The sequence below is a fragment of the Micromonospora sp. NPDC050495 genome (assembly GCF_040655175.1).
Taxonomy (GTDB): Bacteria; Actinomycetota; Actinomycetes; order Mycobacteriales; family Micromonosporaceae; genus Micromonospora.
This window is the reverse complement of record NZ_JBFAJK010000066.1, coordinates 1-24,200: the sequence shown is the minus strand read 5'-3', so window position 1 is coordinate 24,200 and position 24,200 is coordinate 1. Positions and strand designations below refer to the sequence as shown.

Genomic DNA, 24,200 nt, shown 5'->3' with positions numbered 1-24,200 from the left:
CAGGAGGCGCTGTAGCCGCGGGTGGCGATCCAGTCGGCGAGGTTGTCCACGCTCATCCGGTAGGAGGCCATGTTCGGGTCGGCCGAGTCGGCGATGGTGACGGTGTGGCCGTTGTCGCGGTAGCCGATGACGCTGATGTAGTGGCCGCCTTCGAAGGAGTGGGTGTTGCCGTCGGTGTCGGTGGCGGTGCCGGCGATGTTCGCGACCACGGCGCGGCCGGCGTCGACGGTCTTCACCACGTCAGCGCGAAGCTTGTCGGTCTGCTTGTCGTCGGCCTCGGGGGTGCTGATCTCGACCGACTTGTAGGCGTCCTTGGCGCCGGTCTCCTTGTTCAGCACCGGGGTGATGTCGTTGATGGAGTTGGTGCCGTCCTCGGTGGTACCCATCTCCGCGGCCATGGCGTGCACGTCGATGTTCTTGCCCTGCACGCTCAGCGCGTTACGCGCGGCGGCCGGGCCGCAGAAGTAGAAGTTGGGCTGCGCCTCGTAGCGCACGTCCAGCTCACGCTCGCCGTGCTTGCGGTCGTTGGTGACGACCTGGGCGGCGCGCTCGGCCGGGGTGGCCTGGGCGGCGATGGCGGGGCCGGCGATGCCACCGGCGGTGGCGACGATACCGGCGAAGGTCAGGGCGGTCTTGCGGATCAGATCGGTACGCATGATGCGACTCCTCTGGTTCGGGGGTGTGCGGCACGGGGCGCCGCGGGGGTCTGCCCGGCCCGGCGGTCAGCGGTGGCGACCTGCTCGGAGCGCTCGGGCGGCTCGGGGGTGTAACCGACGGGCGGGGTCCGGCATTCCACCGGCACGGGCTCCGGCCGGCTCACCGCGTCTGGCCGTGTACAACGCTCGGAGGCGGGCAGGGATTCCGGGCCGGCCGGCACGGCGCAGCCGGGCCGATCCGGACTTTCCGGACACACCTCAGATCCATCGACCCGATCGATGCCCCAGGTGCCCCCGGACCGGACGGCGCACCCCCAGACCCGACCGTGGGGGTGCGGGTCGGCGGGCCGGGGCGGCTCAGGCCAGCACGGCGGCGGCGACGGTGTCGACGTACCAGCGTTCGAACCGGTCGACCGGCCAGCCGCGCTGCCGCACCAGCCAGTCGTAGTTGCGGAAGTCCATCGCCAGCCACAGCACGTCGGCGACGCTGTCGACGTCGTGGTCGGGTCGCACGGAGCCGGTGGCGACGAGTTCGGCCGCGAACATCGCCATGCCGCGCCGGCGTTCCGCCACGTTCTTGCGCCAGATGGCGGCTGCGTCGGGGTCGGCGCTGGCGGCGCCGGTGAGGGCGATCATCATGTCGACCTGCCGGGCCTGGGTCGCGCTGAGGTGCCGGGCGTAGCGGGCCAGTTTCGCCCGGGCGTCGGGCAGCGCCCGGATCTCCGCGACGAACGGCCGGTCGGGCAGCGCGGTCGGTTCGTCGTCGCCGGCGATGGTCACGTCGACGAGCGCGGAGAGCAGGTGGCGTTTGTTGCCGAAGATCGCGTACACGGTCTGTACGGCCACGCCGGCCTCGGCGGCGACGGCGGTCAGCGGGGTGGCGGCGTAGCCCGGGTCGACGAACAGCTTGCCGGCCGCGTCGAGGATCGCCCGCCGGGTCTGGCGGGCCTGCTCCTGACGTCTTGCCGACTCGTACCTCCTCTTGACACCCACGGCGCGAGTGTAGTCTTCTATTAGATAGAGTAACACTCTATCGAAAAGAGTTGATCATCATGCCGTTCGGTGTCGTTCAGGAGATGCCCGGCGTCAGCGAGGACGAATACCGGCTGGTCGAGCGACACCTCGGTCCCGACCGGCCGCCGGGCCTGCTCGCCCACGTCGCCGGGCCGGTCGAGGGCGGTTGGCGCATCATCAACATCTGGCAGGACGAGGCCGCGTTCCGGCGCTTCCAGTCCGAGCGACTCGTCCGGGCGGCGGGCCTGGCGGCCCAGACCGACGGATTCGACGCGAGCAAGGCCGCCGGCTTCCGGTCCGTGACGGTCGACGGCGCCGAGATGCCGTTCTGATGGCGGACCTGGCCGACCTGTGGGACCGCAACGCCACCTTCTGGTCGGGGGCGGCGCCGGGCTGGGTGCGCCACGCCGACCGCCAGGACGACTGGGGGCGGCCACTCGGCGCGGTTGCGATGGAGCGGCTGCGCCCGCGGCCGGGCGAGCGGATCCTCGACGTCGGCTGCGGCTGCGGCGGCACCACGGCCGAGTTGGCGGCGGCGGTCGGGCCGACCGGGGAGGCCGTCGGCCTCGACCTGTCCGCCGAGATGCTGGCCGCTGCCGTCGCGCGCTTCCCGAACGGCCGTCATCCTCGGCTGCGGTTCGTGGTGGCCGACCTGGACACCCTGGACGTCGTCCCGGGCGCGCCGTTCGACGCGGTCCACTCCCGGATGGCCCTGATGCTGCTCGCCGACCCGGTCACCGGGTGCCGCACCCTACGGCGGGCGCTGCGCCCCGGGGGACGGCTGGCTGCGACCGTCTTCGGGGACGGGAGCACAACCCCGTGGCTGATCGCGGCGGTGCTCGGCGCCGCCCCGCACGTCGGGGCGCTGCCGCCACTGCCGGTCGGCGACGAGCCGGGGCCGTTCGCCCTCGCCGACCCGGCGCGGGCCCGTCGCGTCCTGGCCGAGGCCGGATTCGACGACATCGCGGTCGACTCCCACGACGTCACCCTGACCGCACCCGACGACCCGGACACCGTCGCCGACTGGCTGATCGAGGTCGGCCCGGCCGGGGCCGTGTACCGGGCCGCCGGCCCGTCGCGGCAGGCCGCGGCGCGGGCCGGGGTGGCCGCACTGCTCGCCCGGTTCCGCGAGCCCGGGGCCGGCTACCGGCTGCCCGCCGGTCTCCTGCTGCTCACCGGACGGGCACCGGCATGACGCCCGCTTCGAGATCAAACCCGACACGTAAGGACGGCCAGCACATGAGACCGGTCAGGCACGTCACGCTCGTCACCTCGGTGATCACGCTCGGCATCGCGTCGTTGGCCGGCTGTTCCGAGGCCGACGGCCCGTCCAGCCCGCCCTCGCCCGGCGCCGCCGCGCCGAGCCCGACCGCCACCGAGGTCCCGTGCGGGGCGGTCGCCGACACGGTCAGTCGGCACCTCCGGTCGGACCAGGTCCGCACGGTGACAGTGGAGGGGCAGTGCACCACGGTTGTGGTCGCCACCACGCTGGGCGACGGTGACGCCGGCCCGGGCCGGCAGTTGTGCGACCGGGCGGGCGAGGTGGCCTACTCCGGCGACGTCAACTCGGTCCGGGTGCTGAGTGGGTCCGGCAGCGAGCTCGCCAACGGGATCACCGGGATGAGATGTCTGAGCTGACGCCCGGACGACGCCACCGGCCTCACCCCAGCGGCGTGCGGTCGTGACCGGGCCGGTCGGTCGGGCGGTGCTGCGGTGGCACCGTCACCGGCCAGGGGATCTCGGGGGAGGGGCGGAAGGTGATCCGGGCGGCGGTCCAGCGCGGGCCGTGGCCGGCGAGCCGCTCCCGGAACCCGGCCCAGTCGTGTGTCTCGCGCGGTGACCAGCCCAGCTCGGCGACGGCGGGCAGGCGCGGGAACAGCATGAACTCGATCTCGGCGCGGCTGGTGACCGTCTCGGTCCACAGCGGCGCCTCCACCCCCAGCACCGCCTCGGCCGGTACGCCCCGCACGTGGCTGCCCGGATCCCACTCGTACGCCCGGCGCACGTCGATCAGACCGGCCCAGTCGTGCCCGATCGGGGTGTCCGGGGCGTACTTCATGTCCAGGTACGTGTGGTTGCCGGGGGAGAGGATCAGCCGGGCGCCCCGGCGTACCGCGTCGGCGGTCTCCGGGTCGTCGCCGTTCGTGCCCCACCACTGCAGGACGCGTCCGTCGACGTGCTCGGCCGGGGCGAGCTGGTGCCAGCCGACGACTGTCTTGCCGGTGGCGGCGACCAGCCGCTGAGCCCGGTCCACGAAGGTGCGGTAGCTGTCGGCCGGCACCTTGAACGCCTCGTCGCCGCCGAGGTGCAGCCACGGCCCGGGCGTCAGCGCGGCCACCTCGCCGACCACGTCCGCCACGAAGTCGTACGTCCGCTCGTCGGCGGGGTCGACGTAGCTGAACCCGACCTCGGTGCCGATGTACGGCGGCGGTGCGATCTTGCCGGGCGCCAGCTCGGGGTACGCGACGAGCGCCGCGTTCGTGTGGCCCGGCAGGTCGATCTCGGGCACCACTGTCACGTGGCGGCGGGCGGCGTACGCGACGATGCGGCGGTAGTCGTCACGGGTGTACCAGCCGCCCGGGCCGCCCCCGACCTCGGTCGCGCCGCCGACCTCGGCGAGCCGGGGCCAGGAGGCGACGGCGATCCGCCAGCCCTGGTCGTCGGTGAGGTGCAGGTGCAGGTGGTTGAGCTTGTAGCGGGCCAGGTGGTCGACCACCCGCAGTACGTCCTCGACGGCGAAGAAGTGGCGGGCGACGTCGAGCATGGCGCCCCGGTAGGGAAAGCGCGGCCGGTCGACGACGCTGCCGCCGGGTACCGCCCAGCGCGCGTCGACAGCGGTCGGGCTCTCGATCGGCGCGGGTAGCAGTTGCCGCAGCGTCTGCGCCCCGTGGAACAGCCCGGCCGGGGTGACGGCGGTGATCCGGACGCCGCCGGCGGTCACGTCGAGCCGGTAGCCCTCGTCGCCGAGGGCTGCGCCGTCCGGCTCGCCGGAGCCTGCCGCCGCCTCGGGACCGGGATCCGCCGGCGACAGCGTGAGCGTCAGCGGGCCGTCCTCGGGGGCGTCGGCGACCGGGAGGGGGAAGCCGGTGGCCGGGCGCAGCCAGCCGGCGAGCTGTTCGGCCACGTCCCGGCCGGCGGGGCCGACCCGCAGCACCACGTCCGCGCTCAGCGTGAAGTCACCCGCCGGGTCGGGGCGCACCTGCTCGGGCGCCGGCACCACGTCGCCCAGCCGGACCGGTGCCGGTCCGGCGAGCGCACCTGCGGCCCGGCCCGCGGCGACCCGGGCCAGCTCGGCGGGGGACGCCGCCACACCGGGCAGGTCGTCGGCGGACGCCGCCGCGCCGGGCAGGTCGTCGGCGGGCGCCGCCGCGCCGGGCAGGTCGTCGGGGGAGGCGGCCGGGGTGGGCGAGGCCGCAGCCGGCTGCGGCAGGTCGCCGGAAGGGCTGGTGGGACGGGTGGTGGTCGACTCCGGACCGGTCTCCGGGGCGGTGGGGGTGGTCGGCACGGCGACGGCTCCGAGGGTGTATTCGCGCGGGATATGGCAAAGGTGGGGTTTCGCGAGATGCAGTGACGTCAAGAGTACGAGGAGAAGCGGAATTGCGTGATCGTGCTCGTGGAAACGTTCCCAAAAACCCGTACGAACGCGGATTGTGGTGACTGTTGTGCCGAAAGTCACCGAACGCTCCCAGGTTTCGCGAAGTTCGCCTAGCCTTCGGCCCACCGACGCTGACGAGCCGGGATTACCGGTGGTCACTACCGGGGTATGTCCGAACTGAACCTTCGTTAAGTGTCAATGGCGCGCGTGGGAGGCTCTGGTGGCAGCGCAGGAAACGGTCGAGCACAAGTACGTCTACGACTTCGCCGAGGGCAACAAGGATCTCAAGGACCTGCTCGGCGGCAAGGGGGCCAACCTGGCCGAGATGACCAATCTCGGCCTGCCGGTGCCGCCCGGCTTCACGATCACCACCGAGGCCTGCAAGGCGTACCTGACGACCGGTCGCGAGCCGGACGGGCTGGCCGGGCAGATCGAGGCGTACCTGGAGTCGCTGGAACGGGAGATGGGCCGCAAGCTCGGCGACCCCGACGACCCGCTGCTGGTCTCCGTCCGCTCCGGGGCCAAGTTCTCCATGCCCGGTATGATGGAGACCGTCCTCAACGTCGGCCTCAACGACCGCAGCGTGGTCGGCCTGAGCGCCCAGGCGGGAGGCGGTGCCGACCGGGCCGCCTCCGGCGGCGCGGACAGGTTCGCCTGGGACTCCTACCGCCGGCTGATCCAGATGTTCGGCAAGACCGTCTGCGAGGTTCCGGGCGAGGAGTTCGAGCACGCCCTCGACGAGGCCAAGCGCGCCAAGGGCACCCAGAACGACCTGGACCTGGACGCCGACGACCTGCGCGCGCTGGTCGACGCGTACAAGAAGATCTTCGCCAAGCACACCGGCCGGGAGTTCCCGCAGGAGCCGCGCGAGCAGCTCGACCTGGCCATCCGCGCGGTCTTCGAGTCGTGGAACGCCGAGCGCGCGGTGGTCTACCGCCGGCAGGAGCGCATCCCGGCCGACCTGGGCACCGCGGTCAACGTGGTGGCCATGGTCTTCGGCAACCTCGGCGCGGACTCCGGCACCGGGGTGGCGTTCACCCGCGACCCGGGCAGCGGCGCGCAGGGCATCTACGGCGACTACCTGGCCAATGCGCAGGGCGAGGACGTGGTCGCCGGCATCCGCAACACCGTGCCGTTGCAGGAGCTGGAGCGGATCGACAAGAAGTCCTACGACGAGCTGCTCAGCTACATGGCCCGGCTGGAGGAGCACTACAAGGACCTCTGCGACATCGAGTTCACCATCGAGCGCGGCAAGCTCTGGATGCTCCAGACCCGGGTCGGCAAGCGCACCGCGGCCGCCGCGTTCGTCATCGCCGGGCAGCTCGTCGACGAGGGCCTGATCGACCTGGACGAGGCGCTGCACCGGGTCAACGGCGCCCAACTCGCCCAGCTGATGTTCCCGCGCTTCCAGCTCGACCACGAGTTCCAGCCGGTGGCCAAGGGCATCGGCGCTTCGCCCGGCGCCGCCTCCGGCAAGGTGGTCTTCACCTCGGCCCGGGCCGTCGAGCTGGCCGCGCAGGGCGAGCCGGTGATCCTGGTCCGCCGGGAGACCAACCCGGACGACCTCAACGGCATGATCGCCGCGAAGGGCATCCTCACCTCGCGGGGCGGCAAGACCAGCCACGCCGCCGTGGTGGCCCGCGGCATGGGCAAGACCTGCGTCTCCGGCGCGGACGAGATCGACGTGAACGTGCCGGCGAAGCGGTTCACGGTCGCCGGGCAGACCGTCAACGAGGGCGACGTCGTCTCCATCGACGGCACCACCGGCAAGGTCTACCTCGGCGAGGTGCCGGTCATGCCGTCGGAGGTCGTGCAGTACTTCGAGGGCAGCCTCGACCCCGCGCACGTCGACAACGCGCTGGTCCGGGCCGTACACCGGATCATGACCCACGCCGACGCCACGCGGCGGCTGGCGGTCCGGACGAACGCCGACACCGGCGGGGACGCGGCCCGGGCGCGACGGTTCGGGGCCGAGGGCATCGGCCTGTGCCGCACCGAGCACATGTTCCTCGGCGACCGCCGCGAACTGGTCGAGCGGCTGATCCTGGCTTCGACCGACCGGGAGCGGGAGGACGCGCTCGCCGCGCTGCTGCCGTTGCAGCGGGCCGACTTCATCGAGATCTTCCGCGCGATGGACGGCCTGCCGGTCACCGTGCGGCTGATCGACCCGCCGCTGCACGAGTTCCTGCCCCCGCTGGAGCAGCTCGCGGTCAACGTGGCGGTCGCCCAGGAACGCGGCGAGGACGTGGCCAAGGAGGAGGCGCTGCTCGCCGCCGTGCGCCGGATGCACGAGGAGAACCCGATGCTGGGCCTGCGCGGCGTCCGGCTCGGCCTGGTCATCCCGGGCCTGTTCGCCATGCAGGTCCGGGCGATCGCCGAGGCTGCCGTGACGGTCGTCCGCGACGGCGGTACGGCCTGCCCGGAGATCATGGTGCCGCTGGTCGGCGCGGTCCAGGAGCTGGAGACGGTACGCGCCGAGGCCGAAAAGATCATCGCCGAGGTGGTCGGGGACAGCGGCGTCGAGGTGCTGATCGGCACCATGATCGAGGTGCCCCGGGCGGCGCTCACCGCGGGCCAGATCGCCGAGGCGGCGCAGTTCTTCTCCTTCGGCACCAACGACCTCACCCAGATGGGTTGGGGCTTCTCCCGCGACGACGTCGAGGGCGCGTTCTTCTGGCGCTACCTGGAGCTGGGCATCTTCGGCATCTCGCCGTTCGAGTCGATCGACCGGGAGGGCGTCGGCCGGCTGGTCCGGATCGCCGCCGAGGAGGGCCGGGCGGCCCGACCGGGGCTGAAGCTCGGCGTCTGCGGCGAGCACGGCGGCGACCCCGACTCGGTGCACTTCTTCCACGAGGTCGGGCTCGACTACGTCTCCTGCTCGCCGTTCCGGGTGCCGGTCGCCCGGCTGGAGGCCGGCCGCGCGGCGATCACCACCACCGGTTCCGACTCCCGCTGATCCGCCCGCGTACGGGGCCGCCGGCGACCCGTCGGCGGCCCCGCTTCGCGTCCACCGGCTTGCTGGGCGCGCCATTCCGGGCCGCCCGGCGTAACCTGAGCTACCGCGCACGTGCCGATCAGGAAGGTGGCCGCATGAGCAGCGTCTGGGAGAACCTGACGGTCGACGCCCAGGATCCGTCCCGGCTCGCCCACTGGTGGGCCGAGGCGCTCGGCTACCAGGTGATCAGCGACAAGCCGGACGAGGTGGAGATCCGCCGCACCCCCGATTCGCTGCCCGGCATCGTCTTCGTCCCGGTCGCCCAGCCCAAGGAGGGCAAGAGCCGGCTGCACATCGACCTGCGCCCGGCCGACCTGGAGGCCGAGGTGGAGCGGCTGGTCGACATGGGCGCCCGGCACGTCGACATCGGCCAGGGGAGCGTCGAGTGGACGGTGCTGGCCGACCCGGAGGGCAACGAGTTCTGCGTGCTGCGTGAGCGCGAGGAGTGAGCCGGTTTTGCGAGCCCCGCAGTCGGGAACAGCGGTGGCCCGGTGAGCGCGAGGAGTGAGCCGGTTTTGCGAGCCCCGCAGTCGGGAACAGCGGTGGCCCGGTGAGCGCGAGGAGTGAGCCGGTTTTGCGAGCCCGCAGTCGCGAACAGCGGCGGCACGGCAGCCGGGACGAGGGTTGACCACGGGTCCCGGCCCTGACGACGCGGCGCGCCTGGTCGCCGAGGCGCCCAAGGACACCGGGTACGGGCGGTCCCCGTACGAGCGGGACCGGGCCCGGGTGCTGCACTCGGCGGCGTTCCGCCGGCTCGCCGCGAAGACCCAGGTGCACACCGCCGGCACCGACGACTTCCTGCGTACCCGGCTGACCCACTCCCTCGAGGTGGCGCAGATCGCCCGCGAGATGGGCGCCCGGCTCGGCTGCGACCCGGACGTGGTGGACACCGCCGGCCTGGCGCACGACCTCGGGCACCCGCCGTTCGGGCACAACGGCGAGGACGCCCTGGACGAGCTCGCCGCCGGCTGCGGCGGCTTCGAGGGCAACGCGCAGACGCTGCGGGTGCTCACCCGGCTGGAGGCCAAGGTGCTCGCCCCCGACGGCCGCTCCGCCGGGCTGAACCTGACCCGGGCCTCGCTCGACGCGGTCGGCAAATATCCCTGGCCGCGCCGTCCCGGCCGGCGCAAGTTCGGGGTGTACGCCGACGACCGCCCGGTCTTCGACTGGCTGCGTGCCGGCGCCCCGCCCGGTGACCGGCGGTGCCTCGAGGCGCAGGTGATGGACTGGGCCGACGACGTGGCGTACTCGGTGCACGACGTCGAGGACGGCATCCACGGCGGGTACGTCAGCCTGCGCCCGCTGCTGGCCGACGCCGACGAGCGGCGGGCGCTCTGCGCCGACGTGGCGACCGCGTACTCCGGGGAGGCCCCGGAGGACCTCGGCGAGGTGCTCGCCGAGCTGCTCGCCGACCCGGCGCTCGCCCCGCTCGCCGCGTACGACGGCAGCCACCGGGCGCTGACCGCGCTGAAGACCACCACCAGCGTGCTCACCGGCCGGTTCGTGTCGGGCGTGGTGGCCGCCACCGAGGAGCGGCACGGTCCCGGCCCGCACCGCCGGTACGCCGCCGACCTGGTGGTGCCGCGCCGGATCCGGGCCCGGTGCGCGCTGCTCAAGGGCATCGCGTTGCGCTACGTGATGCGCCGCCCCGGCTCCGGCCCCCGGTACGCCCGGCAGCGGGAGATCCTCGCCGAGCTGGTCGCCGTGCTGCTCGACCGGGCCCCGGACGCGCTCGACCCGGTCTTCGCCCCGCTGTGGCGGGAGGCGCCCGACGACGCGGCGCGGCAGCGGGTGGTGATCGACCAGGTGGCCTCGCTCACCGACCCGGCCGCCGTGGCCTGGCACACCCGGCTGGTCCGCTGACCGCCTCCGTGGGGCACCGGCGCAACTTAGGCTAGCCTAAGAAGCATGACGGAGCGCCCCAAGATGGTCACCGCCGCCACGGTCGTCCGGACCGAGCGGCCCACCCCCCACCTGATCCGGCTCGTGCTCGGTGGGGAGGAGCTGGCCGGCCTGCCGGTGGGCGCGTACACCGACCACTACCTGAAGTTCGTCTTCCCGCCGGCTGGGGTGAGCTACCCGCACCCGACCGACCTGGCCACCATCAAACGGGAGTTCCCGGCCGAGCAGTGGCCGCGGCTGCGCGCCTACACGGTGCGCGCCTGGGACGCGGCGGCCGGCGAGCTGACCGTGGACGTGGTGTACCACGGCGACGAGGGGCTGGCCGGGCCGTGGGCGGCCGGGCTGCGCCCCGGCGACCGGGTGCTCTTCGTCGGCCCCGGTGGGGCGTACGCCCCCGACCCGGCGGCCGACTGGCATCTGCTGGTCGGCGACGAGAGCGCGCTGCCGGCCATCGCCGCCGCGCTGGAGCGGCTGCCCGCCGGCGCCCCGGCCCGGGTGTTCGTCGAGGTCGACGGGGCGGCCGACGAGTTGCCGCTGGCCAGTCCCGGTGCGGTCGAGCTGCGCTGGCTGCACCGGGCCGGCCGCCCGGTCGGCCAGGCGCTGGTGGCGGCGGTGCGGGCGCTGGACTTCCCGCCCGGCGCGGTGCACGCGTTCGTGCACGGCGAGGCGAGCGTCGTCAAGGAGCTGCGCCGGCTGTTGCGGATCGAGCGCGGGGTGCCCCGCGAGGCGCTCTCCATCTCCGGTTACTGGCGCCGCGGCATGGACGACGAGGGCTGGCGCTCCACCAAGCGCGACTGGAACGCCCAGGTCGAGGCCGAGGAGTCCGACGCCCTGGTCGCCTGACCACCCGGCTCGTCCCCGTCACGCCGCGGCCACGGCCCCCAGGGGATGTAGTAGAGGTGCTACATTCTGCGGTATGACTGCGGTCGAACTGGCGGGCGTCGCCGAGACCCCGCACCCACCCGGCAAGGACCTCGTCCTCGACGTCCGGGACCTACGGATGCGCTACGGCAGCACGGATGTGTTGCACGGTGTCGACTTCACTGCCCGGCGCGGCGAGGTGCTCGCCCTGCTCGGGCCCAACGGGGCCGGCAAGACCACCACGATCGAGATCCTGGAGGGCTTCCGGATGCGCTCCGCCGGGGAGGTCAGCGTCCTCGGCGTCGACCCCGGCCGGGGCGACGAGCGGTGGCGCGCCCGGCTCGGCGTGGTGCTCCAGTCGTGGCGCGACCACGGCAAGTGGAAGGTCCGCGACCTGCTGGACCACCTCGGCATCTTCTACCGGGCGTACTCCACCGAGCGGATCCCGCGCCCCTGGCCGGTCGACGAGCTGCTGGACGCGGTGGGCCTCACCCCGCACGCCGACAAGCGGGTGCACCAGCTCTCCGGTGGCCAGCGCCGCCGGCTCGACGTGGCCGTCGGCATCGTGGGCCGCCCCGAGCTGCTCTTCCTGGACGAGCCGACGGTCGGCTTCGACCCGGCGGCCCGGCGCGAGTTCCACGAGCTGGTGCACCGCCTCGCCGACCTGGACGAGACCACCATCCTGCTCACCACGCACGACCTGGACGAGGCGGAGAAGCTGGCCGACCGGATCCTCATCCTGGCCGGTGGCCGGATCATCGCCGACGGCTCGCCGGACGAGCTGGCCCGCCGGGTCGCCGGGGACGCCGAGATCCGCTGGACCCGGGGCGGGGAACGCTTCGTGCACGCAGCCGCCGACGCCACCGGCTTCGTCCGGGAGCTGCTGGCGCAGCACGGCGACGAGGTGCAGGAGCTGGAGGTCCGCCGGGCCAGCCTGGAGGACGCGTACATGGCACTGGTCTACGAGCAGGAGTCCGGGGCGCGGGCCGGCGGGGCCGCCCGGGTCTGGCAGCAGGGGAGCGAGGCATGAACCCGACCACGGCGGCCGTCCAGGCCGGACTGCGGCGCGGCCTGATCGAGCTGCGCAACACCTTCACCAACGGCCAGGACCTGTGGAACTACTTCTTCCCCACGGTCGTCCTGCTGGTCACGATGTTCTTCATGCGCGGGTCCACGGTGCCCGGCACGACCTTTTCCCTCGGCGCCCGTACGCTGCCCAGCGCGCTCGGCATGGGGCTGGCCTTCGGCGGCATGCTGATGCTCGCCTCACAGCTCGTCGTGGAGCGGGAGGACGGCACGCTGCTGCGGGTCAAGGCCACCCCGAACGGCATGCTCGGCTACCTGATCGGCAAGATCGTCCTGCTCTCCACGGTGGCGATGCTGAGCATGCTCCTCCAGCTCCTGCCGGCGATCTTCTTCCTGGACGGGCTGGAGCTGGCCCGCCCCGGGGCCTGGCTCGGCCTGCTCGCGGTGGCGCTGCTCGGCCTGGTCGCCACCCTGCCCATCGGCGCGGTCATCGGCTCCCTGATTGAGAACCCGCGCAACCTCGGGCTGGTCATGCTGCCGACGATGGGGCTCATCGCGCTCTCCGGCATCTTCTACCCGATCAACGGCTACCCCGGCTGGTTGCAGGCGATCGCCCAGGTCTTCCCGATCTACTGGCTCGGGCTGGGCATGCGCTCGGCCCTGCTCCCGGACGACCTGGCCGCGGTCGAGCTCGGCGGGTCGTGGCGGCACCTGGAGACGGTCGGGGTGCTGGGCGCCTGGGCGGTGCTCGGGCTCGTCCTCGCCCCGGTCGTGCTGCGCCGGATGGCCCGCCGGGAGTCCGGTTCCCGGATGGCCGCCCGGCGGGAACGGGCCATCCAGCGGGTCGGGTGAGTGGCGTCGATGAGTGAGACCGTGCACAACCGGATCGCGGTGCTGCGCGCCGAGCGGGGCATCTCGCGCCGGCAGCTCGCCGACGCGCTGGGCGTGCACTACCAGACGGTCGGCTACCTGGAGCGCGGCGAGTTCCGGCCCAGCCTGCACCTGGCGCTGCGGATCGCCGCGTACTTCGAGGTGCCGGTCGAGGTGGTCTTCTCCATCGAGCCCTTCCCCCGGATCGGGACGGGAGTGGGCCGCTCCGACCGGGCATCTTGATCATTGAACGGGATGCGGCATGTCGGGGCCTCCGCCGCCGGGGAGGGCCCGACATGCCGCAGTCGGGTGCCGGCTCCACCCCGAGAGGGGCCTGGGGCGGGCTCCGCCACACGGCCGTGCCCCCGCCGCCGGATCGTCGGTCCGGCAGGGCAGGATGTACGCCGAGGAGGTGGCGGAGATGGCGGGGCGGATCCGGGACGAGGACATCGCGTTGGTCCGCGAGCGCAGCTCCATCGCCGACGTGATCTCCGAGGTGGTCACCCTCAAGTCGGCCGGCGGCGGCAACCTCAAGGGGCTGTGCCCGTTCCACGACGAGAAGAGCCCCTCCTTCAACGTCTCGCCCGCCCGTAACGTCTGGTACTGCTTCGGCTGCGGCGCCGGCGGGGACGCGATCAAGTTCCTGATGGACGCCGAGCACCTGAGCTTCGTCGAGTCCGTCGAGCGGCTCGCCGCCCGGGCCGGCCTCCAGCTGCGCTACCTCGAGGACGACCGGTCGGCCCCCCGCCCCCGGCCGCAGCAGGGGCAGCGGCAGCGACTGGTGGCCGCGCACGCCGCCGCGGTCGACTTCTACCGCGCCCAGCTCGGCACCGCCGGCGCCCGGCCGGCCCGGGAGTTCCTGGCCCAGCGGGGCTTCGACCGGGCCGCCGCCGAGCGCTACGGCTGCGGCTTCGCCCCGGATGCCTGGGACCTGCTCACCAAGCACCTGCGCCAGCAGGGCTTCAGCCACGACGAGCTGGTCACCGCCGGGCTGTCCCGGCCGTCCCGCTCGGGCACCCTGATCGACCGGTTCCGCCGCCGGCTGCTCTGGCCGATCCGGGACCTCACCGGCGACGTGATCGGCTTCGGCGCCCGCAAGCTCTTCGCCGACGACGACGGCCCGAAATACCTGAACACCCCCGAGACGCCGATCTACAAGAAGTCCCACGTCCTCTACGGCATCGACCTGGCCAAACGGGAGATCGCCAAGCAGGGCAAGGTGGTCGTGGTCGAGGGCTACACCGACGTGATGGCCTGCCACCTGGCCGGCGTGAGCACCGCCGTGGCCACCTGCGGCACCGCGTTCGGCACCGACCACATCGGTGTGCTGCGCCGGCTGCTGATGGACACCGACGCGGTGGCCGGCGAGATCATCTTCACCTTCGACGGGGACGCGGCCGGGCAGAAGGCCGCGCTGCGCGCCTTCGAGGACGACCAGCGCTTCGTCGGGCGTACCTTCATCGCGGTCAGCCCGGACAGCATGGATCCGTGCGAGCTGCGCCTGGCCAAGGGTGACCTGGCGGTCCGGGACCTGGTCGCGCGCCGCGAGCCGCTGGTCGACTTCGCGCTGCGCCACGTGATCAACCGGTACGACCTGGACACGGTCGACGGCCGGGTGGAGGCGATGCGCCGGGCCGCCCCCCTGGTCGCCAAGATCAAGGACCGGGAGAAGCGCCCCGAGTACGTCCGCAAGCTCGCCGGTGACCTCGGCATGGAGATCGAGCCGGTGCAGCGGGCCGTGCTGGCCGCCGGATCCGGCCAGCCGGCCGGGGCCGGCGGGTCCGCTCCGGCCCGCTCCGGCCCGGCCGCCCCGAGCCTGGACAGCCCACGGTCGATGGTCGAGCGGGAGGCGCTGAAACTCGCCCTCCAGGAGCCGGTGCTGGCCGGCCCGATGTTCGACGCGGTCGAGGCCGGCGAATACCGGCACCCGGTGCACCAGGTGGTCCGGGCGGCCATCGCGGCGGCCGGCGGGGCGGCGACCGCCGCGGCCGGCGCGGTCTGGATCGAGCAGGTCCGGGACGCCTGCGCCGACCTGGCCGCGCAGGCCCTCGTCGGCGAGTTGGCCGTCGAGCCGCTGCGCATCGACGGCGAACCCGACCCCCGGTACGTCTCGATCACGATGGCCCGGCTCCAGTGGGGCTCGGTCACCGGCCGGATCAAGGACCTCAAGTCGAAGATCCAGCGGATCAACCCGGTGAGCAACAAGGACGAGTACTTCGCGCTCTTCGGGGAACTGCTCTCGCTGGAGCAGCACGCGCGGGCCCTGCGCGAGCAGGCCGCCGGAGGGCTGTGATGGGACTCTTCAACCGCAAGCCGAAGCTTCCGCCCGCCGACCGGCCGCCGCTCGCCGCCGAGGAACGCGTGCTCGCCTGGGCCGGCGCCGGCAACGGCGAGGGCGACGGCGTGGTGGTGGCCAGCAACCTCGGGCTCTGGCTGCCCGGCCGGGGGCACCGGCTGGGCTGGCACGACGTGCTCAAGGCCGTCTGGTCCGGCCGGGAACTGACCGTCACCCCCGCCGAGCGGGTCGCCGAACGGGACGGCTACCTCGTGGTGGCCGACGGCCCCGCCGAGACGTACCTGCTGCTCGACCCGGGCGAGCTGCCGCACCAGGTACGCGCCCGGGTGACCCGCTCGGTGGCGTACACGGCGCATCAGCCGGTGCCCGGCGGGGCGGCCCGCATCGCGGCCCGCCGGGTTCCCGGCGTCGACGGGCTGACCTGGACGGTCCGCTACGACCCGGGCACGCCGGTCGACGACGAGGCGGTGACCGCCGAGACCGACCACCTGGTCGGCGCGGCCCGGGCCGCCACCACCCCCGCCGACGTCTGACGGCTCAGCCGCCGCGGTAGTACCGGGCGGCCCCCGGATGCAGCGGGATCGGGTCGGTGGCGGCCGCGCTGTCCTGGGTGAAGTTCGCCGCCTCCGGGTGCACCTTGATCAGCTCGCCCTGATAGCTGAAGAGCATCCGGGTCAGGTCGTACGCGAGATCGTCCGGCATGTCCGCGCTGACCAGGATGACGTTCGACACCGTGATGGTCGGGGTGGGCGCCGACGTGCCGTAGACGGCCCCGGGCAGCGTCGACGTGGTGTAGACCGAGCCGTACCGGGCGGAGAGCGGCTCGATCAGCTCCGCCAGCGGCAGCAGCCGGAAGGTGCCCGGCGCGCTGGACAGCAGGTCCTTAACGCCCGGGGTGGGCAGGCCGCCGGAGAAGAACATGGCGTCCACCCCGCCGGAGCGCATCTGCTTCACCGTCTCCGGCAGCGACAGGGTGAGCCGCCGGATGTCCCGGTCCGGGTCGATGCCGGCCGCGGTCAGCAACCGACCGGCGATGATGTCCGTGCCGGACTTCGGCGACCCGGTCGAGACCCGCTTGCCGCGCAGCTGCGCGAAGGTGTCGATCTTCCCGTCGGCCCGGACGATGAGGTGGGTGTAGTTGCTGTAGATCCGGGCCAGCGCCCGTACCGGCTGCGGCTGGCCCTCGAAGGCGCCCCGCCCGGTGACCGCGTCCGCCGCGGTGTCGGCCAGGCTGAACGCGACCTCCATGTCACCGCTGGTCAGCCGGTTGATGTTCTCCACCGAGGCGCCCGTCGGCTCGGCCCGCGCCTCGTAGCCGGGCAGGTGCCGGCTGATCACATCCGCGTAGCCGCCGCCCAGCTGGTAGTAGACGCCGGTGGTGTTGCCGGTGGCCAGGAAGATCCGTCCGTCGTGCCAGGTCTTCGGCCCGGGGTCCGCCGTGCCGCAGCCGGCGACCAGGACGGCCAGCAGCAGCGCGGCCAGCAACCGCCGGGCGCGGCCGGTCACCGGCGGACCGCCGGTTCCAGCGCCTCCGCCACCCGCTGGACCAGCGTGGCCGTCTCGTAGCCGATCTGGCCCAGGTCGCAGCCGGGGGCGGCGAGCACACCGAGCAGGGCCCGCTCGCCGACCGCCATCACCAGCAGCACGCCGCCGTCCATGTCGACGATCTGCTGGCGTACCCGGCCGGCCGACATCAGCCGGGCGGCGCCGACGGTCAGGCTGGCCAGGCCGCTGATCACCGCGGCGAGCTGGTCCACCTGGTCGGGGGAGAGGTCCGGGGAGGAGGCCAGGCGCAGGCCGTCCTCGGACACCGCGAGGGCGTGCGACACGTCGGGCACCTGCTCGGCGAAGTTCGCCAGCAGCCAGTCGAGTCCGGCGGTCACGGATGAGCTCATGGGGTTCTCCCGTTGGGTGTGGGGTGCGGGGCACGGCGCATCGCGCTGGCCACCCCCTCGGCGAGGGCGGACAGGCGGGCGCGTACCACCTCGGGGTCGAGCAGGTCCGCCCCCGGGCGGGGCGGCGTCGCGGGGGCGGGCATCGGTGCGGGCAACTGGCCGCCCCGGGCCCGCCGGGGCAGGCCGCTGGCGGTGGTCGGCGGGGACGCGGCGGCGTCGGCGGGCCGGACCCGGGCGGCGCTGGGCGGCAGCACCGCGAAGCCCGGCGGGCGCACGCTGGCCACGCCACGGGCCGGGCCGGCGGGCGGCGGACCGCCCACCACCGGCACGACCACGGTCGGGCTGTTCCGCAGGGCGGTCGGCGTGACGACCAGGTCCCGCCGGGTGCCGCCGACCGGCCGAGCCGCCGGCCCGCCCGGCCGCGGCCGGAACCAGGGCGCGCCCCGGCCGGCCACCGGCCGCCCCTCCATCGCCGGCCGCCGGCTGACCGCCTCGACCCGGGTGAGCGCCGCCTCGGGCACCTCCACCTGGGCGACCGTGCCGGTGCCGGTGTTGTGCAGTTGCACCCGGATGCCGTGCCGGGCGGCCAGGTGCGCCACCACGTGCAGGCCCATGCTGCCGGCCGCCGCGCTGGACAGGGTGGCCGGCGCGGCGAGCCGCTCGTTGATGGTGGCCAGCCGGCTGTCGCTGATGCCGATGCCCTGGTCGTGCACGCGCAGGGTGAGCCCGTCCACGGTCCGCCGGCCGTCCACCAGCACCGGCGAGGCCGGCGGCGAGTAGACGGTGGCGTTCTCCAGCAGCTCGGCCAGCAGGTGCACCAGGTTGCCGACCGCCGCGCCGTGCACCGCCGCGGTCGGCACGTCCACCTCCACCCGCGGGTAGTCCTCGATCTCGGAGGCCGCGGCCCGGATCACGTCGTCCAGCAGCAGGGCGCCCTCGTGCCCGCGGCCCGGCTCGCCACCGGCCAGCACGAGCAGGTTCTCGCCGTTGCGGCGCAGCCGGGCGGCCAGGTGGTCCAGCGCGAAGAAGCGCTCCAGGGCGTCCGGGTCGGTCTCCTCGCGTTCGAACTCGTCGAGCAGGCGCAGCTGGCGGGTGATCAGGGTACGGATCCGCCGGGCCAGCGCCTCCGCCATCCGGGTCACGTCGAGCCGCAGCTCGGCCTGCTCGCCGGCGAGCCGCAGTGCGGCCCGGTTCACCGTGTCGAACGCCTCGGCGACCTGGGCCACCTCGTCCCGGCCGCGCCGGATGCCCGCGGTCAGCCGGGTCGCCGTACCGTCCCCCGAGGAGCCCTCGCCGGCCGCGATCGCGGTGATCCGTTCCGGCAGCTCCCGGTTGGCCATGGTGAGCGCGGCGACCCGCAGCCGGCGCAGCCGGCGGCTGGTGCGTACCGCCAGCAGCACGGCGGTGAGCAGCGAACCGAGCGCCACGGTGCTGGTCGCCCCGGCGGTGATCAGGGCCCGTTGCCGGGCGGTCCGGGCCAGCGCGGCGGCGTCCCGGTCCAGGTCCTCGGAGAGTTCCCGGCCGAGCAGGTTGTAGCGGCGGATCGTCCCGCTCTGCGCCACGTACCAGGCGTCGCCGTCGGTCTCCAGCGAGGCGGGCCCGCCATCGGTGGCCAGCACCCCGTCGCGCATCCGGCGGGCCGTCTCCACGTCGCCGCCGGACATCAACCGGTACCAGGCGGTGTTCGCCGGGCCGGTGGCGATCCGCAGGAACTCGGCCTGGCGCTGTTCCCGGGCGCCGCGCAGCCGGCCCAGCCCGGCCAGCTCGCCGGAGGCGAGCGCACCCCGGACGAAGACGCCCCGCAACAGGTCCCGCTCCAGCGACGCCAGGTGCTCCTGGGCGGCCACCGCGGCCACCTGCCGGGCCCCGTTGGCCAGCGCCGCGTCGCGCAGCTGCGCCGGCAGGGCGTCGGCGACGGCGAGCAGCGACTCGACCATCACCACGTACGACGGGTCGGCCCGGTTGCCGCCGAGCGCGAGCTGACGGGTGGGGTTGAGCTGGTCGAGCTGACCGTCCGCGTCGTTGAGCACCGCCTTCAGGTCGGGCGCGGCCCGGCGGGCCGCGCCGCTGGCCGACCGGTAGCGTTCGACGGCCGCGTCGACCCGGCGCCGCTGGGCGTCCACCAGCGGGCGGCCGGACGTGCCGCCGCGCTGGCGCAGCGCGGCCGTCTCGCCGAGTTCCCGCTCCAGCTCGTGCACCAGCCGTACGGTGTCGGTGGCGGTGCCGGCGAGCACGCGGGCCCGGTCGGCGTCGGCGGACGCGGCGAGCGCGGCGTCGGTCTGGGTGGCGCCGAGCACCACCAGGCCGACGGTGGCGACCAGGATCGGGGCGAGCAACTGGGTACGGACCGACCAGAGGTGCTCGGTGCGGTCGGCGGCCCGGTGGTGCCGGCGCACGCGGGCGGGGCTGGGGAGCGGCACGGAGGTCTCCGGGTCGGGGGTCGGGTCCGGGCCCGGACGGATGGTCCGGGCCCGGCGTCGTCGGGTCAGCTCGCGCCCAGGTCCTTGAGCGCCTTGTCCGCGCCGCGGTGCAGCTTCACCGGGTCGGTCTTGCGGGCGTTGCCCAGCTCGATGCCCTTGGCGGCCGGGTTGGCCTGGGCGAGGGCGTCCTTCTTCTCGAAGACCGTGCGGGTGATCGCGCAGGCCACGTCGGCGTCGAGGTTCTCCCGCACCAGCAGCACGTTCGGCACCACGATGGTCGGCACGTCGGCTGGCGTGCGGTACACGTCCCGGGCGATGGTGCCGGCCTGGTACGCCGAGTTCAGCTCGGCCATCTTCGGCAGCAGCGGGCTGATGTCGATGAACTTGACCTTGTCGCCGGCGGTGGTGAAGAGGTCGGTGACCCCGCCGGTGGGCACCCCGCCGGACCAGAAGAAGCCGTCGATGTTGCCGTCCTTCATGCCGTCGACGGTCTTGGTGAGGTCGAGCCGCTGCGCCTGGACGTCCTTGGCCGGGTCGAGGCCGGCGGCGGTGAGCAGCCGGTTCGCGATGACCTCGGTGCCGGACTTGGGCGAGCCGGTGGAGATCTTGTGGCCCTTCATGTCGGCCACCGAGGTGATCCCGGAGTCGGCCCGGACGACCACCTGGGTGTAGTTGTCGTAGATCCGGGCCAGCGCCTGCACCGGCTGCGGGGCGCTGAAGCTGCCCTTGCCCTGCACCGCGTTGACGGCCGTGTCGAAGAGCGAGAAGGCCACGTCGTACTGGCCGGCGACGAGCTGCTCGATGTTCTGCACCGAGGCGCCGGTCTCGGCGGCGGTGCCGGTGAGCTTGCCGCCGGTGGCCCCGGAGAGCTGTCCGGCCAGCGCGTTGCCGACCACGTAGTAGACCCCGGTGGCGTTGCCCGTGGCGATGCCGACCCGGGTGTCCTTGCCGACCTTGCAGGTGACCTCGCCGGCGAAGTTGTCGGTCGCCGCCGTGTCCTGGCGGCCCCCGCAGCCGGCGGCGCCGGCCGCGACCAGGGCCAGCACCCCTACGCCGGCGGCTAACCGTACGTTGATCCCGCTCATTGCATTTCCTCCCCAGGGTTTCCGGATGGGACTGCCGGGGACCGCCCGGCCCAGCCGGCGGCCCTCCGTCGTACGAGCACACCCGCGACCATGGCGGCGGCCAGCAGCGCGCCGACGGCGACGGGTACGGGTTCGAGCCGGAGCAGCACCAGCCCGGCGAGCGCGCCGAGGATCCGCTCCGGCACGCCGGCCGGGCCGACGCCGGGCAGCCAGCCGCCGGCGGCCACCGCGAGCACGGCGACGCTCAGCGCCGACACGAGACCGGCGACGGCGATCCGCTCGACCCCGCCGATGCCGAGCAGCCCGAGACCGGTCGGCGTGATGACGAAGGCGATCGGGATCAGGTACGCGGGCAGCGCGTACCGCAGGGTCTGCCACATGGTCGGGACCAGCCGGCCGCCGGTCACCGCGGCGGCGGCCACGGCGGCGAGGGCGGTCGGCGGGGAGACCTCGGACAGCACCGCGAAGTAGAAGACGAACATCGCGGCGGCGGGCGCGGCGACGCCGAGGTGCAGCAGCGCCGGACCGATGATCACCCAGCCGATCACGAAGGACGCGGTGACCGGCACGGCCAGGCCGAGGAGGCTGAGCGCGACCCCGGCGAGCAGCGCGGTGAGCACGAGCACCACGGCCGGTTCGCTGCTGACCACCTGCGCGCCGCTGACCAGCAGCGCGGCGGCCTGCGGGCCGAGGCCGGTCTTCGTGGTGGTGGCGGTGATGATGCCGGCGGCGGCGCAGACCGCGCTGACCGCGAGCACCCCGCGTACGCCGCCGCTGAGCGCCGCGACCACGCGCGCCACGGTGAGCCGGTGCCGGCGGTCCAGGAAGGACAGCGCGGCGGCGAGCAGGGTGGCCAGGACCACCGCCCGGGTCGCCGAGGCGCCGGTGGCCAGCAGCACGACGATCGCGATGAGCGAGAGGAAGTGGTAGCCGAAGCGGCCCAGCAGCCGCCAGGCGGAGCCGGTGTCGAGCGCCACCGGGCGTACGCCCGAGCGCCGGGCGTCGATCTCCACGGAGAGCAGGATGCCGAGGTAGTAGAGAAGGGTCGGCACGGTCGCCCAGCCGAGCACCCGCAGGTAGGACACGCCCAGGTACTCGGCGATGATGAACGCGGCGGCGCCGAGCGTGGGCGGGGAGAGGATCGCCCCGACACCGGCCGCGGCCAGCATGCCGCCGGCCCGCTCGGGCGGGTAGCCGGCGCGGCGCAGGATGGGCCAGGTGACCGCTCCGATGCTGACCGTGGTGGCCGCCCCGGAGCCGGAGACGGTGCCGAGCAGGAAACCGGAGGCGACCGCGGTGCGGCCCGGGGCGGTGCGGGAGCGGCGGAACGCGGCGGCGGAGAGTTCCACGAAGAACCGGCCGGCCCCGGAGAGGTCGAGCACCGCGCCGTAGATGGTGAACAGCACGATGTACGAGGCGGCCACGTCCAGCGGGGTGCCGTAGAAGCCGCTGTCGGAGTTGTAGAAGGCGTCGACCAGTTGCCCGAAGTCGAGGCCGGCGTGGGCCACCGGCCAGGATTGCGGCAGCAGCCCGCCGTAGTAGCCGTAGCCGAGGAAGAGCAGGCACACCGCGGGCAGGATCCAGCCGGTGGTGCGCCGGCACGCCTCCAGCAGCAGGAGCAGCAGCACGGTGCCGAACACCACGTCCAGCGGCACCAGCAGGCCCTGTCGGTCCAGGAACGCGTCGTACCCGCCGCCGCCCGTGCCGAGGCTCACCGGCAGGACGGGGTAGAGGCAGCTCAGCAGTGCGGCGACGGCGAGCGCCCAGTCGACCGGGGTGGGCCCGGACCGCCGGGGCGCCGCGCCGTCGGCGGGCGCGGGGGTGGCGCTCCGCCGACGCAGCCGGATTTCCGACGGGTACGCGAGAAAGACCATCGGCAGTACGCCGGCGAGGAAAATGATGAGGTAGTACTTACTGCCCTGGGGAAGCGGGAAGAAGACCTGCCAGAGGGTGAGCAGGGCGATGGCGACCGTGGCGCCGGTGAACAGTGCCCCGACCGGTCCGGAGAGGACCCGGCCGGGCTTCTCGTCCTCGAATCGGCTGGCCAACTCCCGGGGGTCGTGGTGGGCGGGCGCCGGACCGTCGTCCGCCCAGGCGGGATCGCCCGTGGCCTCGCCCGGCGGGAGCGGCACCGGGACGGTGTCCAGTTCGGACCGGGGCGCCGGCGCGGCGGTGCGCCGTGGCGTTGGAGGGGATTCGTCGGAGGAACGAACGGACGACACGAGGGGGCACGATACGCGAATCGCGTACACCATGGGAACATTGCCGGTTGTGATTGCGCTGGGTGACGAGAAACGCCGGCCAATTACTCAGTGCAGGCATTTTCAGAGCGGCTTTCGCAATTGCTGGTCCGAAGGGGTGCAGCCAACTTCCGGAATTGCACCCGGTCGGATTCGGTCTGTCCACCATGGTGGTCGTAGGTCCGACTTGTCGCAGGCGCCGCACGGGGCGCTGAGGTGGTTACGGTGCGTGAGCACCGTGACGGTGGGTATCGGCTCGGCCGCGAGCAGTGGGAGCGGTAACCCGGTCGAGTCTGTCGGACCGGGCGGCTAGGGTCGGCCGATGACCACGGATCATCCACTGATCGAGGCGCGCGGGCTGGTGAAGCGGTTCGGCGACTTCACCGCCGTCGACGGCATCGACGTCGAGGTCCGCCCGGGTGAGGCGTTCGGCTTCCTGGGGCCGAACGGCGCGGGCAAGTCCTCCACCATGCGGATGATCGGCTGCATCTCCCCGCCCTCCGGCGGCGAGCTGCGCATCCTCGGCCTGGACCCGGTCCGCGACGGGCCGGCGATCCGGGGCCGGCTCGGCGTCTGCCCGCAGCTCGACAACCTCGATCCGGAGCTGACCGTCCGGGAAAACCTGACCACGTACGCCCGCTACTTCGGCATCCCGCGCAAGGTGGCCCGGGAGCGCGCCGCCGAGCTGCTCGACTTCGTCCAGCTCACCGAGCGGTCGGAGAGCAAGGTGGAGCCGCTCTCCGGCGGCATGAAGCGCCGGTTGACCATCGCCCGCGCACTGGTCAACAACCCGGAGATCGTGCTGCTCGACGAGCCCACCACCGGGCTCGACCCGCAGGCCCGGCACCTGGTCTGGGAGCGGCTGTTCCGGCTCAAGCAGCAGGGCGTCACGCTGGTCCTCACCACCCACTACATGGACGAGGCGGAGCAGCTCTGCGACCGCCTGGTGGTGATGGACGGCGGCCGGATCGTCGCGGAGGGGTCGCCCCGGGCCCTGATCGAGGAGCACTCCACCCGCGAGGTGGTGGAGCTGCGCTTCGCCGCCGAGTCGCAGGAGCCGTTCGGCGGCAAGCTCGACGGGCTGGGCGAGCGGGTCGAGGTGCTGCCCGACCGCATCCTGCTCTACGTGCCCGACGGCGACGCCGCGGTGGCCGAGGTGACCGGCCGCGGCCTCGTCCCGGCCAGCGTTCTGGTCCGGCGCAGCAGCCTGGAGGACGTCTTCCTGCACCTCACCGGCAGGACGCTGGTCGACTAGGGCGTGTCTCCTGGATCTTGGGGCAACGTTCGGCTATCAACGTCTGTCGTGAGTGGGCGGTTTGAACTGACCGAGGTCGAGTACGCGCGG

The 24,200-nt window shown here is 73.6% G+C and carries 21 protein-coding genes; 13 read left to right on the top strand and 8 right to left on the bottom strand.

All coding sequences use genetic code 11. The annotated features are described in order from the left end of the window. Together AB0I11_RS31790 and AB0I11_RS31785 are read right to left on the bottom strand one after the other, a co-directional pair. A partial coding sequence (locus AB0I11_RS31790; protein ID WP_357329146.1) for a C39 family peptidase occupies positions 1 to 656 on the bottom strand: 656 nt, incomplete at its 3' end. A gap of 357 nt (positions 657 to 1,013) precedes the next feature. Next, complete coding sequence (locus AB0I11_RS31785; RefSeq protein WP_311773663.1) at positions 1,014 to 1,649, bottom strand: TetR family transcriptional regulator; 636 nt, start codon at positions 1,647 to 1,649, stop codon at positions 1,014 to 1,016. Positions 1,650 to 1,708: 59 nt separating this feature from the next. On the opposite strand from AB0I11_RS31785, the gene AB0I11_RS31780 reads away from it, so the two are divergent. The 3 genes from AB0I11_RS31780 to AB0I11_RS31770 are packed head-to-tail and all read left to right on the top strand — an operon-like array spanning position 1,709 to position 3,308. Next, a complete protein-coding gene (locus AB0I11_RS31780; RefSeq protein WP_184687430.1) occupies positions 1,709 to 2,002 on the top strand; it encodes a hypothetical protein in 294 nt (97 codons plus the stop codon). Beyond that, positions 2,002 to 2,865, top strand: coding sequence for a methyltransferase domain-containing protein (locus AB0I11_RS31775; protein ID WP_357329143.1), 864 nt, complete (start codon positions 2,002 to 2,004; stop codon positions 2,863 to 2,865). The genes AB0I11_RS31780 and AB0I11_RS31775 overlap by 1 nt, the downstream gene beginning before the upstream one ends. A gap of 44 nt (positions 2,866 to 2,909) precedes the next feature. Next, positions 2,910 to 3,308, top strand: a complete 399-nt coding sequence (locus AB0I11_RS31770) for a hypothetical protein (RefSeq protein WP_357329141.1) — start codon at positions 2,910 to 2,912, stop codon at positions 3,306 to 3,308. 22 nt (positions 3,309 to 3,330) lie between these two features. Here AB0I11_RS31770 and AB0I11_RS31765 read toward each other — a convergent pair whose 3' ends face one another. After that, on the bottom strand, positions 3,331 to 5,175 hold the full coding sequence (locus tag AB0I11_RS31765) for a beta-N-acetylhexosaminidase (RefSeq protein ID WP_357329139.1): 1,845 nt from the start codon (positions 5,173 to 5,175) through the stop codon (positions 3,331 to 3,333). 310 nt (positions 5,176 to 5,485) lie between these two features. Here AB0I11_RS31765 and ppdK point away from each other — a divergent pair, with 310 nt between their 5' ends. From ppdK to AB0I11_RS31720, 9 genes are all read left to right on the top strand, one after another. After that, complete coding sequence (ppdK, locus tag AB0I11_RS31760; protein WP_357329137.1) at positions 5,486 to 8,221, top strand: pyruvate, phosphate dikinase; 2,736 nt, start codon at positions 5,486 to 5,488, stop codon at positions 8,219 to 8,221. 134 nt (positions 8,222 to 8,355) lie between these two features. Continuing rightward, on the top strand, positions 8,356 to 8,709 hold the full coding sequence (locus AB0I11_RS31755) for a VOC family protein (RefSeq protein WP_357329135.1): 354 nt from the start codon (positions 8,356 to 8,358) through the stop codon (positions 8,707 to 8,709). Between the two features lie 175 nt (positions 8,710 to 8,884). Beyond that, positions 8,885 to 10,123 (top strand): deoxyguanosinetriphosphate triphosphohydrolase, encoded by a 1,239-nt coding sequence (locus AB0I11_RS31750; RefSeq protein WP_357329133.1) that lies wholly within the window; start codon positions 8,885 to 8,887, stop codon positions 10,121 to 10,123. A gap of 45 nt (positions 10,124 to 10,168) precedes the next feature. Then, positions 10,169 to 11,005 (top strand): siderophore-interacting protein, encoded by an 837-nt coding sequence (locus AB0I11_RS31745; protein WP_357329131.1) that lies wholly within the window; start codon positions 10,169 to 10,171, stop codon positions 11,003 to 11,005. A gap of 157 nt (positions 11,006 to 11,162) precedes the next feature. Further along, a complete protein-coding gene (locus AB0I11_RS31740) occupies positions 11,163 to 12,053 on the top strand; it encodes an ABC transporter ATP-binding protein (RefSeq protein ID WP_357329148.1) in 891 nt (296 codons plus the stop codon). Continuing rightward, a complete protein-coding gene (locus tag AB0I11_RS31735; RefSeq protein WP_357329129.1) occupies positions 12,050 to 12,901 on the top strand; it encodes an ABC transporter permease in 852 nt (283 codons plus the stop codon). Before AB0I11_RS31740 ends, AB0I11_RS31735 begins: the two co-directional genes overlap by 4 nt. Positions 12,902 to 12,910: 9 nt before the next feature. Continuing rightward, positions 12,911 to 13,162 (top strand): helix-turn-helix transcriptional regulator, encoded by a 252-nt coding sequence (locus AB0I11_RS31730; RefSeq protein ID WP_357329127.1) that lies wholly within the window; start codon positions 12,911 to 12,913, stop codon positions 13,160 to 13,162. 154 nt (positions 13,163 to 13,316) lie between these two features. After that, positions 13,317 to 15,212, top strand: coding sequence for a DNA primase (gene dnaG / locus AB0I11_RS31725; protein WP_357329125.1), 1,896 nt, complete (start codon positions 13,317 to 13,319; stop codon positions 15,210 to 15,212). Next, positions 15,212 to 15,748, top strand: a complete 537-nt coding sequence (locus AB0I11_RS31720) for a hypothetical protein (protein ID WP_357329123.1) — start codon at positions 15,212 to 15,214, stop codon at positions 15,746 to 15,748. Before dnaG ends, AB0I11_RS31720 begins: the two co-directional genes overlap by 1 nt. A 4-nt stretch (positions 15,749 to 15,752) precedes the next feature. Here the strand turns inward: AB0I11_RS31720 and AB0I11_RS31715 are convergent, their stop codons facing one another. The 5 genes from AB0I11_RS31715 to AB0I11_RS31695 all read right to left on the bottom strand — a co-directional run bounded on the left by AB0I11_RS31715 (position 15,753) and on the right by AB0I11_RS31695 (position 22,747). After that, positions 15,753 to 16,721 carry a TAXI family TRAP transporter solute-binding subunit gene (locus AB0I11_RS31715; protein WP_357329121.1) on the bottom strand — a complete coding sequence of 323 codons (969 nt, stop codon included), beginning with the start codon at positions 16,719 to 16,721 and terminating at the stop codon, positions 15,753 to 15,755. Then, complete coding sequence (locus AB0I11_RS31710; protein ID WP_046571842.1) at positions 16,718 to 17,110, bottom strand: roadblock/LC7 domain-containing protein; 393 nt, start codon at positions 17,108 to 17,110, stop codon at positions 16,718 to 16,720. The genes AB0I11_RS31715 and AB0I11_RS31710 overlap by 4 nt, the downstream gene beginning before the upstream one ends. Next, positions 17,107 to 19,530, bottom strand: coding sequence for a sensor histidine kinase (locus tag AB0I11_RS31705; protein ID WP_357329118.1), 2,424 nt, complete (start codon positions 19,528 to 19,530; stop codon positions 17,107 to 17,109). The genes AB0I11_RS31710 and AB0I11_RS31705 overlap by 4 nt, the downstream gene beginning before the upstream one ends. Before the next feature lie 65 nt (positions 19,531 to 19,595). Continuing rightward, positions 19,596 to 20,615 (bottom strand): TAXI family TRAP transporter solute-binding subunit, encoded by a 1,020-nt coding sequence (locus AB0I11_RS31700; RefSeq protein ID WP_357329116.1) that lies wholly within the window; start codon positions 20,613 to 20,615, stop codon positions 19,596 to 19,598. Further along, positions 20,612 to 22,747 carry a TRAP transporter fused permease subunit gene (locus tag AB0I11_RS31695; protein WP_357329114.1) on the bottom strand — a complete coding sequence of 712 codons (2,136 nt, stop codon included), beginning with the start codon at positions 22,745 to 22,747 and terminating at the stop codon, positions 20,612 to 20,614. The genes AB0I11_RS31700 and AB0I11_RS31695 overlap by 4 nt, the downstream gene beginning before the upstream one ends. Before the next feature lie 430 nt (positions 22,748 to 23,177). Here AB0I11_RS31695 and AB0I11_RS31690 point away from each other — a divergent pair, with 430 nt between their 5' ends. After that, positions 23,178 to 24,110 (top strand): ABC transporter ATP-binding protein, encoded by a 933-nt coding sequence (locus AB0I11_RS31690; RefSeq protein WP_357329112.1) that lies wholly within the window; start codon positions 23,178 to 23,180, stop codon positions 24,108 to 24,110. The last annotated feature ends 90 nt before the right edge of the window (positions 24,111 to 24,200 follow it).